Consider the following 14,387-nt stretch of genomic DNA (forward strand, 5'->3'; position numbering starts at 1 on the left):
AGCCGCGTCGATGGCGCGGTGGGTTACGCCGGCGAGACCGACCTCGTCGATGAGCCGCATCGCGGTGTCGGCCAGCAGTTCACGTCGATCACTTTCCTTGGGCACGCCCTTGACTCTACTACATCGTAGCACTACAAAGTAGTACTACGATGTAGTGTTCGCATATGGCGAAGGGAAGCTCCGATGAACACTGAAGTCCTGATGGCGGGCGCTGGCCCGACTGGTCTGACCCTGGCCGTGGAGCTCGCCCGCCGGGGCATCGACCACCTGCTGGTCGATGCCGGGACTACATCCACCCCGTATGGGCGCGTCAACACGCCGTCAGCGTCTACGGCCTGCGTTGCCGTACTGCGGAAAATCACCGCCGAACCCTTGACATGTTAGGCAGCGGTCCGCGACTCTCTGCTACTAGACCGTTCTACTAGAACGGTCTAGTTACCCTACGAGGTGGAGGCAGGACCATGAGGCGCCCCACGATCAGAGATGTGGCTGCCGACAGTGGGGTGTCCCGCGCCACCGTGTCGCTCGTCCTCCGCGACAGCCCGCAGATCGCCGAAGCCACCAAGCAGCGGGTGCGGGAGTCGATGGTCCGGCTCGGCTACGTCTACAACCGGCGGGCCGCCGACATGCGTAACCAGCAGTCGCGGACGCTCGGGCTGGTCGTGACCACGGTGCGCAACCCGTATTTCGCCGAGCTGATGATGTCGATCGAGCAGGTCGCCCACCATGCCGGCTACACGCTGCTGCAGGGCTACAGCCTCGATGAGACCGCCCGCCAGCGCAAACTCCTGGAGACGATGGCCGAGCACCGCATCGACGGGCTCATCCTGCTGCCCGCCCACGGCTCCCGGCCCGAGGACCTGCTGGAGACGGTCGGCGCCGCCGGCATCCCGCACGTGCTGGTCGCCCGGTCGATTCCCGGCTACCCCACCGACTACGTGGGAGCGGACAACATCGTGTCGGGCCGGCTCATCGGCGAGCACCTGGCCGCGATCAACGTCGGCTCGGTCGCCTTCGCCGGCGGCCCGGCTGAGTCCACCGCCCGCAGCGACCGGCTCAGCGGCCTGCGCCAGGCGCTGCGCACCGCGGGCATACCCGTGGTCAAGGACCTGCCCCTCGCCCACCAGAACGGAGCCGACCTCGTCGCCGCGGTGCTGTCCGGCGGCCGCCCGGACGCGATCGTCGCCTACAGCGACATGTACGCCTTCGGCCTCGTCAACGGCCTGCGCGCGCACGGTGTCGAGCCCGGCCGCGACGTGGCCGTCGCCAGCTTCGACGACGTGCCGGACGCCGCCGTTCAGCAGCCTGGCCTGACGAGCGCGGCCGGGTTCCCCGATCGCGTCGGGGCCGAGGCGGCCCGCCTGCTCGTGGACCGTGCGGGAGACCCGGCGCTACCCCCCCGACGCGTCGTCATCGCCCCACGGCTGTCGATACGCGAGTCGACCACCCTGTGGCCCGCGACAGGAAGGACATCTCTGTGACACCCATCTTGCGGTGGGCCCTGATCGGGGCCAGCGACATCGCCGCGACCCGCATGATCCCCGCGATGCGCGCACTGGGCCACCAGGTGACGGGCGTGGCGAGCGGCTCAGCCGTGCGCGCCGCCGGGTTCGCCGCCGCGCACGGCATCCCGTACGGGACCGTCGACGTCGCCGCGCTCGTGGCGCGGGACGACGTGGACGCGGTGTACGTCTCCAGCACCAACGAACGGCACCGCGCCCACGCCGAGGCCGCGATGGCGGCCGGCAAGCAGGTGCTGTGCGAGAAGCCGCTCGCGACCTCCTTCGACGACGCCCGCGCCGTCGTCGAAGCGGCCGATCGCGCCGGCGTCCTGCTGGCGGTCAACCACCACCTGCCCGGAGCCGACACGCATCGGCGCATTCGCGAGCTGGTGCGGTCCGGCGCCATCGGCCGCCCTCTGGCGGTTCGCGTCTCCCACGCCGTGTCGCTGCCGCGGCGCCTGCACGGGTGGCGGCTGGGAGATCGTCCAGGCGCAGGCGTGATCCTGGACATCACCTGCCACGACGCCTCCGTGGTGAACCCGCTGCTCGATCGCCCGGCCGTGGACGCCGTCGCGCTGCCGGCGCGGCAGGGGCCGTGGCAGGCCGGCAGCGAGGACGCGGTGGTCGCCGCCATCAGATACCGGGACGACGTGCTGGTGCAGACGCACGACGCCTTCACCGTCCCCTTCGCCCCCACCGGGCTGGAAGTGCACGGGGACGAGGGAAGCATCCTGGCCGCCGACGTCATGACCCAGGATCCGATCGGCGAGATCACCCTCCGCGACCGGACCGGGATCCACCCCGTCGACGTCGGCGCCCGCCGCGATCTCTACGAGATCGTCCTGGCGGCGTTCGCCGAAGGCTGCCTCGACAAGGGCCGGCCCACCGCCACGGGGCACGACGGCCTGGCCGCGTTCGCGGTCGCCGACGCGGTCCTGCGCTCCACTTCGACCGGACGGCGCGAAGCCGTCCGCGGACTCCCTGAGGAACTCGATGCGTGAAGTCCCCGTCCTCACCGCACGTGCCGCCGCGGACCTGATCCCCGACGGCGCGACCGTGACGGTGTCGTCCTCGTCGGCCCTCGGCTGCCCGGACCTCGTCCTGCGGGGCCTGAGGCAGCGGTTCCTGGAGGAGGGGGCACCGCGGGAGCTGACCACGATCCATCCCATCGCCGCGGGCGACATGTACGGCGTGCCGGGCATCGATCACCTCGCGCTCCCCGGCCTGCTGTCGCGGGTGATCGCCGGGTCCTATCCCAGCGGCCCTTCCTCGATGGAGCCGCCCGGCATCTGGCGGATGATCGAGGCCGGCGAGATCGAGGCGTACAACCTGCCCTCGGGCGTCCTCTACCAGATGCACCGGGCCGGGGCGGCCGGGCAGCCGGGGGTGCTCACCCACGTCGGGCTCGACACGTTCGTGGACCCGCGCCGCGACGGCGGGCGGATGAACAGGCGCACCGCCGAGGACCTGGTCGAGGTGCTGGAGCTCCGCGGGCGGGAGTGGCTGTTCTTCCCCGCCGTGCGACCCGACGTCGCGATCGTCAGGGCCACGACGGCCGACCCGCAGGGCAACCTGACGTTCGAGGAAGAGGGGTCGGCGCTCGGCGCGCTCGACCAGGCGTACGCGGCGCACAACGCCGGCGGCCTGGTCATCGCCCAGGTGAAGCGGCTCGCGCCGACCGGCTCGCTCGACCCGCAGCTGGTCCGGGTCCCCGGCATCCTGGTCGACGCGATCGTGGTGGACCGCGACCAGTGGCAGACCACGCAGACGCCCTACGACCCGGCGATCAGCGGTGAGGTCCGGCGCCCGTGGGAGGTGATCGAGCCGGCCCCGTGGGGGCTGCAGAAGGTGATCGCCCGCCGCGCCGCGCTGCAGTTGTGCCGGGACGACGTCGTCAATCTCGGGTTCGGCATCTCCGCGCTCGTGCCGCGCATCCTCGTCGAGGAAGGCCTGGCGGAGGAGGTGACCTGGGTCATCGAGCAGGGCGCCGTTGGCGGCGTGCCACTCACCGGCTTCGCCTTCGGCTGCGCGCTCAACCCGCAGGCCCTCATGCCGAGCGCCGACCAGTTCACCTTGTTGCAGGGGGCCGGCTTCCACCGGGCGATGTTGTCGTTCCTGGAGGTGGACCGCGAGGGCAACGTCAACGTGCACCACCTGCCCGGACGCCGGCACGTCACCGCCGGGGTCGGCGGCTTCGCCGACATCACCTCCAAGGCGCGGGCGATCGTCTTCAGCGGCGCCTTCACCGCCGGCCGGCGCGACATCGCGGTCAAGGACGGCCGGCTCGAGATCGCCGCGGACGGGGCCGTCCCCAAGTTCGTGGACCGGGTCAGCGCCGTCACCTTCTCCGGCCGCCGCGCTCTCGCGCAGGGCCAGCACGTGCTGTACGTGACCGAGCGCTGCGTGATCGAGCTGCGCCCGCAGGGGCTGACGGTCATCGAGCTCGCCCCCGGCGCCGACCTGCACGCCGACGTGCTGGCCAAGGCGGCGTTCCCGCTGCTGGTCGCCGAGGACCTGCGTCCGATGGACGCGCGGATCTTCGAACCGGCCCCGCTCGGCCTGGCGCTGGAACCGCGCGCGGCGGCCGTCCTGACCGGAGGTGGCGCGTGAACGCCCCCCACGGTGATGTCACCCTCAGCACGAGCGGCCGGGTCGCCACCCTCACCCTGCGCCGTCCCGGCAAGCTCAATGCGCTCACCCCCGACATGCTGCGCGCGCTCGCCGGTCACCTGGACACGATCGCCGCCAGTGACACCGGCGTGGTCGTGGTCCGCGGAGAAGGGCCCAAAGCGTTCAGCGTCGGCGCCGACATCGACCTGTTCGCTGCCTTGACGCCGGTCCAGATGCTGGAGTGGACGGGGCTCGGTCACCAGGTGTTCGACGCGCTGTCGCGCCTGTGCCGGCCCACCGTGGCCGTGATCCACGCCGCCGCCTACGGCGGCGGGCTCGAACTGGCCCTCGCCTGCGACCTGCGCATCGTGACCGATTCGGCCAGGTTGGGGCTGCCCGAGGTCGGCCTGGGCACGGTGCCCGGCTGGGGCGGCACCGGACGGCTGACCGAGCTGGTGGGGCGCGCCCGCGCCAAGGACGTCGTGCTCACCCGGCGAACACTCGACGGGGCCACCGCCGAGGCCTGGGGCCTGGCCACCGCGTGCGTGCCCGCGGCGGAGCTCGAAGAGGCCGTCGACGATCTGGTGACACGCCTGCTGGGCGGGGCGCCGGTGGCCGTGGCCCTGGCCAAGCAGCTCATCGACGCGGCGGCCGACGGCGCGCCCGCCCGCGTCCTGGAGAGCCTCGCAGGCGCGGTGACCACCGCGACCGACGACCTCCAGGCCGGCGTCGCGGCCTTCCGCACCCGTACCACTCCCCGGTTCTCCGGGCGCTAACGACGAGGACATGCCATGACGATCACCGATATCGCCGACAACCGGCTCATTCTGAACGGCAGGGAGGTCGACGCCCTCAGCGGGGAGAGCTTCGAGCGGGTCTCCCCTGCCCACGACGTCGTCGTCGCCCGCTACGCGCAGGCCGGCGCCGAAGACGTGGACCGGGCGGTCGCGGCGGCCCGGCAGGCGTTCGACGACGGGCCCTGGCCGCGCCGGGCGGGGGTGGAGCGCTTCCGGGTGCTGCGCCGCGTCGCCGACCTCATCCGCCGCGACCGCGAGCATCTCGCCCGCCTGGAGGTGCTGGAGTCGGGCAAGCCGATCAGCCAGGCGCTGGACGAGGTCGACGCCGCGGCCGAGCTGTGGGACTACGCGGCGACGCTGGCCCGCCACGCGTACGGCGACGCGCACAACGACTTGGGGGCCGACGTCCTGGCCATGGTGGTCAACGAGCCGCTCGGCGTGGTCTCGATCATCACGCCGTGGAACTTCCCGCTGCTGATCGTGAGCCAGAAGCTGCCGTTCGCGCTGGCCGTGGGGTGCACGGCGGTGGTCAAGCCGAGCGAGCTCACCCCCGGCACCACGCTGCATCTGGCCCGGCTCGTCATCGAGGCGGGCGCCGATGAGGGCGTCGTCAACGTCGTCACCGGCTCCGGCGGCGTGGGCGCCGCCATGGCCGCGCATCCGGGCGCCGACATGGTCTCCTTCACCGGGTCGACGGCGGTGGGGCGGGAGGTCGCGGCGAGCGCCGGGCGGCTGCTCAAACGGGTGGAGCTGGAGCTCGGCGGCAAGAACCCGCAGATCGTCTGCGCCGACGCCGACCTCGACGCGGCGCTGGACGCGGTGGTGTTCGGGGTGTGCTTCAACGCCGGCGAGTGCTGCAACTCCGGCAGCCGGGTCCTGGTCCACCGCGACATCGCCGGCGATTTCGCCGCCGAGGTCGTGGCGCGGGCCCGCCGGGTGCCGGTGGGCGACCCGCTGGATCCGGCCACCAAAGTGGGTGCCATCGTCAGCGACGAGCAACTCGCGGTGATCGAGCGCTACGTCGCCGAAGGCCGCGGCGACGGTGCCGAGCTGCTGCTGGGCGGCGGCCGACTGGCCACCGGCACCGGCCGCTTCTACCAGCCCACCGTCTTCGCGGGCGTCGGCCCCGGCATGTCGATCGCCGGCGAGGAGATCTTCGGGCCGGTCCTGTCGGTGCTGACCTTCCACACCCTGGACGAGGCCGTCGAGATCGCCAACTCCACGATGTACGGCCTGTCCGCCGGCATCTGGACCAGCGACCTCAACGCGGCGCTGACGGCGTCACAGGGCCTGCGCGCCGGGACGATCTGGGTCAACCGCTGGATGGACGGCTACCCCGAGCTGCCCTTCGGCGGCTACAAGGCCAGCGGCGAGGGCCGCGAGCTGGGCCGCCAGGCGATCGGGTCGTTCACCCAGACCAAGACGATCCAGCTGCAGGTCGGCGCGCGCCGCACCCGCTGGGTCCCGGGAGACATGTCATGACGTATCCCCTCCTCCCTGACCTGCTGCCGCTGATCATCCCGCCCGGTCTGGCGGTGCCGGACGGCTACGCGGAAGGCTCACGACGGGCCTGGAACACCGCCGAGGACAAGGTCACCGCACTGGTACGCCGCCACCCGGACCGGTTCCCCCTCTACACCTCGGGCGGCCGCTGGCAACTCGACGGCGAGGCCTGGACCAACTGGTGCGAGGGATTCCTCGGCGGCCAGCTGTGGCTGCTCGCCGCCCGTACCGGCAGGCCGGAGCTGCGCGTGCTGGCCGAGCACTACTCCCTGCTGCTCAAGGGTCGCGAGCACGACCGGGAGGTGCACGACCTGGGATTCCTGTTCTGGCCGACCTGGCGGCGCTGGCACGAGGCCACCGGCCGGCCCGAGCTCGGCGAAACGGTGGTGCAGGCCGGCCGCACGATGGCGATGCGCTTCAACCCGGAGGGCCGCTACCTGCGTAGCTTCCTGGCTCCCGACAGCCTGTTCATCGACATCATGATGAACGTCGGCATCGTCTTCCACGCCGCGCGGCGCACCGGCGACCAGGACCTGGCCCGGATCGCGTACGTACACTGCCTGACCACCCGCCGCACCCTGATCCGCGGTGACGGCAGCGCCTCCCACGAGGGCATCTTCGACCTCGGCACCGGCGCCTTCCTGCGGCAGAGCACCCAGCAGGGCTACCGGGACGACGGCTCGTGGGCACGGGGACAGGGCTGGGCGATCCACGGCTTCGGCACCGCCTACCGCTACACCGGTGACCGCCGTTTCCTGCGTACCGCCCAGGACTGCGCCGACTTCTACGTCGAACGCACTGGCGCGGCGCTCATTCCCCCCAACGACTGGGAGGAGCCGGACCCGGCCCTGCCGGTCGAGAGTTCGGCCGCGGCCATCGCCGCGGGCGGCCTGTGGCAGCTGGCCGGGCTCGTCGGCGACGAGGCGCGAGCACGCGGCTACGCCGAATACGCACTGCGCATCCTGACCCGCCTGTGCGACCCCCGATTCCTCTCCCACGGCGACCCCGAATGGGAGGGCGTGCTCCGGCACGGCAGCTACCACCAGGCCAAAGGCCTGGGCGTGGACGAGTCCGTGATGTGGGGCGACTACTGGTTCCTCGACGCGCTGGACGCCGTCGACCGGCATCTGACCGGCATCTGATCTGCACTGCCTGACGCTCATGCGCGCCACACCCCCCGATTTCGAAGGAGTACAGCCGTGAAAGCCATCCGTCCCAGCTGGCCGGCCCTGGTCGCCGGCGGGCTCGTCCTGACACTCACCGCCTGCGGTGGCTCCGCCGCCGCCCCGGGCGCGACGTCCTCCGCCGGCGACCAGAAAAAGCTCGAGGTCTTCTCCTGGTGGACCTCCGGCTCGGAGAGCGCCGCACTCAAAACCATGATCGACGGCTACCTCAAGACGAGCCCCGGCGTGGAGGTGGTCAACGGCGCCGTCGCGGGCGGTGGCGGCGGCAACGCCCAGGCAGTCCTGCAGACCCGCCTGCAAGGCGGCGACCCGCCGGACGTCTGGCAGACCCACCCGGGCGCGGCGATCCAGCAGTACACCACCGGCAACCTGCTCGCCGACGCGTCCTCCGTCTACACCGCCGAGGTCAAGTCGGCGATCCCGGCGACCATGGTCGAGGCCATTTCCGCGGGCGGCAAACAGTACGGCGTCTCGGCCGGGGCGCACCGCGGCAACGTCCTCTGGTACAACAAGCAGCTGCTGGAGAAGGCCGGGGTCGCCCTTCCCGGCGCCGACTACGCCACCGCCACGTTCCTGGCCGACCTGGCCAAGCTGAAGTCCGCAGGCGTCGTCCCGCTGTGCCTGGGCGCCAAGGACACCTTCGCCACCGCGGAGCTGTTCGAGAACACCCTGCTGGCGTCGCTCGGCTCCGACGGATGGAACCAGCTGACCGGCGGCGGGACTGGCTGGGACGGCGAGAAGGTGAAGGCCGCCGCGGCCGACACCGCCAGGATGCTGCAGTACGCCGACCCGGACGCCGGTGCGATGTCCTGGGACCAGGCCACCAAGAAGCTGGCCTCCGGCGGCTGCGCGTTCGAGAGCATGGGCGACTGGGCCTACGGAGAGCTGGTCAAGGGCGGCGCCAAGGAAGGCGACACCTTCGGCTACACCCCCCACCCCGGCACCGGCGGGTCCTTCGTCGCCGTCGTGGACACCATGGTGATGGCCGCGAGCGCCAAGAACCCCGCCGAGGCCAAGAAGTTCCTGGAAGCGGTGGCCTCCAAGGACGTCCAGCTGGCGTTCAACAGGGAGAAGGGCTCGGTGCCGCTGCGCACCGACGTGGACGTCACCTCCCTGTCGCCGTACCAGCAGCAGTCCGCCAAGTCCTTCGCCGGCGACGCCATCGTGCAGTCGGTGGTGCACGGCGAGGCGATGACCCCGCAGTTCACGCAGGCGATGTTCGACGCGGTCACCCAGTTCGCGCAGAGCAAGAACGTGGACGCCTTCGTCCAGGCACTGGCCAACGCCGCGCAGTCCTAGCGAGCTCGATAACCGGCCGGGGCAGGCCATCGCCCGCCCCGGCGAGGAGAACACCATGACAGCCACGACAGCCGCGCCGCCGACCCAGGCGCCCGCGCTCCGCACCGGACCAGGGCGGTTTTCCCGGTTCTGGGACAGGCACGGGTTCCAGGTCCTCGTGCTCGTCCCCATCCTCGCTCTGGTCGGGATCTTCGTCTACGGGTTCATCGCCTACTCCGTGCGGGTGTCCCTGTCCCAATGGACCGGGCTCACCCCGAACCTGGCCGTCAAGGAACCCATCGGCAGCACCTACACCCAGCTGCTGTCGAGCGCGCGATTCCAGACCGATCTGCGCAACATCGTCATCTTCACGGTCCTGTTCCTGGTTCTGGCCGTGGTCATCGGGCTGGCGCTCGCCCTCCTGGTGCACAACGCGCTGGCCGGGCGGGCGTTCTTCCGCAGCGTCTTCCTCTTCCCGTACGCGCTGTCGTTCATCGTGACCGGCGTCGTCTGGCGCTGGATCTTCACCCCGTCGACCGGCGCCAACCTGATCCTGCAGTGGCTCGGCATCGACGTGAAACCCCGATGGATCACCGATCCGACCGTCGTCGGCGACGTGTCGGCGGCGCTCGGGCAGGTCATTCCGTTCGGGGCGGTGATCCAGACCAAGCTCGGCATCCCCCTCGCGCTGCTGCCGGTCGTCATCGCCGCCGCCTGGCAGCTCGGCGGGTTCGCGATGGCGAACTTCCTGGCCGCGCTCACCGGGATGCCCGCGGAGCTGAAGGAGGCAGCCTCCCTCGACGGGGCCTCCTCCTTCCAGTACCACCGGCACGTCGTCATGCCGCTGCTCCGGCCGATGATCGTGGTGGTCCTCATCCTGCTCACGCACGTCAGCCTGAAGTCCTTCGACCTGGTGTACGCGATGGCGGGCCAAGGTCCCGGCTTCGCCACCGACGTGCCCGGCATCTTCGTCTTCGAGCAGACCTTCCGGGCCCTGCGCTACAACACCGGCGCCGCCGCCTCCGTCGTCATGCTCCTGCTGGTCAGCGCGGTCATGGTGCCCTACCTTTACCGCAGCACGAAAGGGGTGAAGCGGTGAAACACGCCACCGTGGGGCGCCGCAGGCCCCCCATCCTCGGACCTGTCACGGGCCTGACCGCTCTGGTGCTGCTGGCCGCGCTGTTCGTGCTGCCGGTCTACGTCATGCTGACGGCCGGGCTGAAGTCCGCGGCGCAGGCGGACGCCGCGCACATGTGGGAGCTGCCCGCGCCGATCGACTTCGCGGGCCTGACCACGGCGTGGGAGGCGCTCGGGCCGAACTTCGGCAACAGCCTGCTGGTGGTGCTGCCCGCCACGGTCATCAGCTCGGTGCTGGGCGCGCTCGCCGGCTACATCTTCGGCAAGCTGCCGTTCCGGTTCAGCAACCTGCTGTTCGGGCTGATGCTCATGGGGATGTTCATCCCGTACCAGGTCATCCTCGTGCCGATGGTCAGGTTCCTGGTCTCCGTCAACCTCTACGGCAGCCTCACCGGCCTCACGTTGGTGCACGTCGTGTACGGCATCCCGATCACCACGCTGATCTTCCGCAACTATTTCGCCGGCCTGCCGCACGAGCTGGTCGAGGCCGGCCAGATCGACGGCGCCTCCCACTGGTCCATCTTCCGGCGGGTCATGCTGCCGCTGGCGCTGCCCGCGTTCGTCGTCTGCGGCATCTTCCAGTTCACCAACATCTGGAACGACTTCCTCTTCGGGATCACCGTGGTGCCCAACCCCACCGAACAACCGATCACCGTCGCCCTGAACAACCTGTCGGGCAACTTCTCCGTGCAGTGGAACACCGTCATGGCCGGGGCGCTGCTGGCGGCGATCCCCACCGCCGTCGTCTACGTGGTGCTCGGCAAGTTCTTCGTCCGCGGCCTCACGGCGGGAGCGGTGAAGTGACAGAGGTGACGTGCGACATCGCGATCATCGGCTCGGGCATGGGCGGCGGCACCCTGGCCTGGGCCCTGCGCGACAGCGGCGCCGACGTCCTTCTCGTCGAACGCGGCGACCACCTCCCCCGGGAGGACCAGAACTGGTCGCCGCAGGAGGTGTTCGCCCATGGCCGGTACAAGAACGCCGAGCCGTGGTTCGACGAGCTCGCCGGCACCGAATTCCTGCCTGGCGTGCACTACTACGTCGGCGGCAACACCAAGGTGTACGGCGCGTGCCTGCCCCGTTTCCGCGAAGAGGACTTCAAGGCCGTCGAGCACACCGACGGCACCTCACCGGAGTGGCCCGTCACCTACGCCGAGATGGAGCCGTACTATCTGGCGGCCGAACGGCTGTTCCTCGTGCACGGCAGCCCGGGCGGCGACCCGACCGAGCCGTGGCGCTCCGGCGACTACCCGTATCCGGCGCTGCCCCACGAACCGGCCATGGAGCACCTTTCCCGCCGGTTCGCGGCGCAGGGCCTGCGTCCGTTCCCCATGCCGATGGGCGTCGACCTGCGTGCGGGCGGCCCCTGCCTGCGCTGCGGCACCTGCGACGGCTTCCCCTGCAAGGTGGCCGCCAAGAGCGACGCCGAGACCCGCGCCGTCCGCCCGGCCGTGGACGCCGGGGTACGCCTGATGACCCGCACCCGCGTCCGGCGCTTGGAGACCACGCCGGACGGCAGGCGCATCACCGCCGCCGTGGCCGAAACCGACGGGCGGACCGTACGGATCAAGGCCGGGCGGTTCGTCCTGGCCGCCGGCGCGGTGAACACGGCGACCCTGATGCTGGCCTCCGGGGATCTGGCCAATTCGTCCGGCATGGTCGGCCGGAGGTACATGGTGCACAACAGCACCTTCCTGGTGGCCGTCGACCCGCGCCGGATCAACGACGTGCGCTTCCAGAAGACGCTCGGGGTCAACGACTGGTATCTGCCGGGGCCGCACACCGACCGCCCGCTGGGCAACCTGCAGATGCTGGGCAAGTTGCGGGCGCCGATGATCAAGGCGGCGCGCCGCTGGGTGCCCGTCCCGGTCCTGCGCTACATGACCGGCCACAGCGTCGACATCTATCTGACCACGGAAGACCTGCCCGACCCCGGCAACCGGGTGGTGCCGCGCGCGGACGGCCGGATCGGCGTGCGCTGGCGGCCGAACAACCTCGCCCCGCACCGCGCGCTCGTCAAGCGGGTGAGCGCGGCCATGCGCGCCGCCGGATATCCGCTGGTGTTCACCGAGCGGATGAACATCGCCACCAACTCCCACCAATGCGGCACCGCCACCATGTCCGCCGACCCGTCGGCCGGCGTGGTGGACCCGGGCTGCCGGGCGCACGACCTGGACAACCTGTGGATCGTGGACAGCTCCGTCTTCCCCTCCTCGGCCGCGCTCAACCCCGCCCTGACCATCGCGGCGAACGCGCTGCGCGTGGCCGCCCTCGGCGCCCTCACCTCGTGAACCCGGAGAAGCCAGATGTCCAGCAACCGCTATGACTACATCGTCGTCGGCGCCGGGGCGGCCGGATGCGCCGTCGCCTACCGCCTCTCCGAGGACCCGGACACGAAGGTCCTGCTGCTCGAAGCGGGCGGCCGGGACTGGTCCCCCTTGATCCACATGCCCGTCGGGTTCACCAAGCTCACCAGCCCCAAGGTCAACTGGGGCTTCGAGACCGTTCCCCAGGCCCAGCTGAACGACCGCCGGATGTGGTATCCGCAGGGGCGGACTCTCGGCGGCAGCACCTCCATCAACGCGATGATCTACATCCGGGGCCACAAGGAGGACTACGAGCGCTGGGCCGCGCTCGGCAACGACGACTGGGGATACGAGCAGGTCCTGCCCTTCTTCCGCCGCGCCGAGCACAACGAACGCCTCAACGACCGCTACCACGGCGGCGACGGGCCGATGAACGTCACCGAGCAGGTGCAGCACAACGAGCTCAGCAAGGCGTTCGTCAGAGCGGCCCAGGAGCTCGGCCTCACGTTCAACCCGGACTTCAACGGCGCCGTCCAGGACGGGGTCGGCTACTACGACGTCACCCAGCGCCGGGCCCGCCGCGAAAGCGCCTCGACGGCCTACCTGCGACCGGCCCGCCGGCGCCCCAACCTCACCGTCCAGCCGCATGCCCAGGGCACCCGGATCATCGTCGAGGCCGGCCGGGTCACCGGCCTCGAATACACCCTCAAAGGCAGGCCCGCCGTCGCCTACGCCGACCGGGAGGTGATCCTTTCCGCCGGGGCGGTCAACTCTCCTCGTCTGCTGCTGCTGTCCGGCATCGGCCCCGCGGACGAGCTGCGCGCCCTGGGCATCGACGTGGTCCACGACCTGCCCGGTGTGGGCAAGAACTTCCAGGACCACATGGACGTCTACCTGACCGCCGAGACCGTCCCGGTGAGCTACAACGAATCAGACCGTCCGCTCAAGGCTCTGGCCGCCGGACTGCAGTACGTCCTGTACCGCACGGGCCCGATCACCGCGTGCGTCTGCGAGGCGGGCATGTTCGTCCGCAGCGGTGACGAGGTCGTCTCGCCCGACATCCAGATGCACTGCCTGCCCGCGTTCGTCATCGACCACGGCCGTCAGCGCGTCAAGGGACACGGCATGACGATCAACACCTGCAATCTCAGGCCCAGGAGCGTCGGCTCGGTCACCCTGCGCTCGGCCGACCCGGCCGTCCCGCCCGCCATCGACCCGAACTTCCTGGACGACCCCAATGACTGGAAGGTCTCCATGGAGGGCTTCCGATGGGGCCGGGAGATGCTGGCCACCAAGGCGTACGCGCCCTACGTCAAGCGCGAGCACATGCCGGGCGCCGACGTGCGCACCGACAAGGAGATCCGCGACTACATCCGGCGCTGGGCCAAGACCGACTACCACCCCGTCGGGTCCTGCAAGATGGGCAGCGATGATCTGGCGGTCGTCGATCAGGAGCTGCGCGTCCACGGCCTCACCGGCATCCGGGTCATCGACGCGTCGATCATGCCCACGTTGATCAGCGGCAACACGCAGGCCACCTCGATCATGATCGGCGAGAAGGGCGCCCATCATGTCCTCAACCCCGCATCCGCCTGCACATCGCCTGGTTCCCCTGGAAGGGCGACGAATACGGCACCCAGCGGCTGCTGATCATGGCGTATCCGGGGCCAGGTGACAAGGTCATCACCTACCGCAGGCCGCCGAAGCGACGTTGACAGTCCTCGTCTTGTGGTGACGCCCATCGTTATCTTGGCCTGCTTCATCTCGGCGACGACGCCTTGCGGCTGGGCTGGGCGGCGTGGGCGGTGCCGGATGCGGCGGTGGGGACTGCGGCCAGGGCGAGTTGGGGGAGGGCGGGGGATGGACAGGGGGATGTGACGGGTCGCGGGCACCGGCTCCGGATCTGGTGATGCCATGCGCGCCTCGGTCGTGGCGTGACCCGGCACGCAGGGCACCCAACCCGGGCGTGGGCCGCCGTCCGTCGCCGGGCGTCTAAGAAATAACCCCTGGGTTCCTGAGCGCCTCTCCAGGTCCTCCCGCCCCAGGACCAGGGCGTTCTCTGTGCAGAGC

The 14,387-nt window shown here is 70.7% G+C and carries 12 protein-coding genes; all 12 read left to right on the forward strand.

Translation table 11 applies throughout. The features are described from left to right. Positions 1 to 201 precede the first annotated feature (201 nt). The 12 genes from ACTMTI_RS55695 to ACTMTI_RS55750 all read left to right on the forward strand — a co-directional run bounded on the left by ACTMTI_RS55695 (position 202) and on the right by ACTMTI_RS55750 (position 13,967). A complete protein-coding gene (locus tag ACTMTI_RS55695) occupies positions 202 to 384 on the forward strand; it encodes an FAD-dependent monooxygenase (RefSeq protein ID WP_441129210.1) in 183 nt (60 codons plus the stop codon). Between the two features lie 101 nt (positions 385 to 485). Further along, entirely contained in the window at positions 486 to 1,481 is a 996-nt protein-coding gene (locus ACTMTI_RS55700) for a LacI family DNA-binding transcriptional regulator (RefSeq protein WP_441129199.1), read from the forward strand. Further along, positions 1,478 to 2,503, forward strand: coding sequence for a Gfo/Idh/MocA family protein (locus ACTMTI_RS55705; protein ID WP_441129200.1), 1,026 nt, complete (start codon positions 1,478 to 1,480; stop codon positions 2,501 to 2,503). Before ACTMTI_RS55700 ends, ACTMTI_RS55705 begins: the two co-directional genes overlap by 4 nt. Then, positions 2,496 to 4,112 (forward strand): acyl CoA:acetate/3-ketoacid CoA transferase, encoded by a 1,617-nt coding sequence (locus ACTMTI_RS55710; protein WP_441129201.1) that lies wholly within the window; start codon positions 2,496 to 2,498, stop codon positions 4,110 to 4,112. The genes ACTMTI_RS55705 and ACTMTI_RS55710 overlap by 8 nt, the downstream gene beginning before the upstream one ends. Further along, positions 4,109 to 4,888: an enoyl-CoA hydratase/isomerase family protein gene (locus ACTMTI_RS55715; RefSeq protein WP_441129202.1), complete on the forward strand. Its 780-nt coding sequence runs from the start codon at positions 4,109 to 4,111 to the stop codon at positions 4,886 to 4,888. Before ACTMTI_RS55710 ends, ACTMTI_RS55715 begins: the two co-directional genes overlap by 4 nt. 15 nt (positions 4,889 to 4,903) lie before the next feature. Further along, the gene (locus ACTMTI_RS55720) at positions 4,904 to 6,391 is read left to right on the forward strand and encodes an aldehyde dehydrogenase family protein (protein WP_441129203.1); all 1,488 of its coding nucleotides are present in this window, start codon (positions 4,904 to 4,906) and stop codon (positions 6,389 to 6,391) included. Next, positions 6,388 to 7,554, forward strand: a complete 1,167-nt coding sequence (locus tag ACTMTI_RS55725) for a hypothetical protein (protein ID WP_441129204.1) — start codon at positions 6,388 to 6,390, stop codon at positions 7,552 to 7,554. Before ACTMTI_RS55720 ends, ACTMTI_RS55725 begins: the two co-directional genes overlap by 4 nt. A gap of 57 nt (positions 7,555 to 7,611) precedes the next feature. Beyond that, positions 7,612 to 8,895, forward strand: coding sequence for an ABC transporter substrate-binding protein (locus ACTMTI_RS55730; protein WP_441129205.1), 1,284 nt, complete (start codon positions 7,612 to 7,614; stop codon positions 8,893 to 8,895). Positions 8,896 to 8,950: 55 nt separating this feature from the next. Beyond that, the gene (locus ACTMTI_RS55735) at positions 8,951 to 9,973 is read left to right on the forward strand and encodes a carbohydrate ABC transporter permease (protein WP_441129206.1); all 1,023 of its coding nucleotides are present in this window, start codon (positions 8,951 to 8,953) and stop codon (positions 9,971 to 9,973) included. Then, a complete protein-coding gene (locus ACTMTI_RS55740) occupies positions 9,970 to 10,815 on the forward strand; it encodes a carbohydrate ABC transporter permease (RefSeq protein ID WP_441129207.1) in 846 nt (281 codons plus the stop codon). Before ACTMTI_RS55735 ends, ACTMTI_RS55740 begins: the two co-directional genes overlap by 4 nt. Then, positions 10,812 to 12,302: a GMC oxidoreductase gene (locus ACTMTI_RS55745; protein WP_441129208.1), complete on the forward strand. Its 1,491-nt coding sequence runs from the start codon at positions 10,812 to 10,814 to the stop codon at positions 12,300 to 12,302. The genes ACTMTI_RS55740 and ACTMTI_RS55745 overlap by 4 nt, the downstream gene beginning before the upstream one ends. A gap of 15 nt (positions 12,303 to 12,317) precedes the next feature. Further along, positions 12,318 to 13,967: a GMC family oxidoreductase gene (locus ACTMTI_RS55750; RefSeq protein ID WP_441129209.1), complete on the forward strand. Its 1,650-nt coding sequence runs from the start codon at positions 12,318 to 12,320 to the stop codon at positions 13,965 to 13,967. Positions 13,968 to 14,387: the final 420 nt, after the last annotated feature.

This window comes from Nonomuraea sp. H19 (genome assembly GCF_052068215.1).
Classification (GTDB): Bacteria; Actinomycetota; Actinomycetes; order Streptosporangiales; family Streptosporangiaceae; genus Nonomuraea.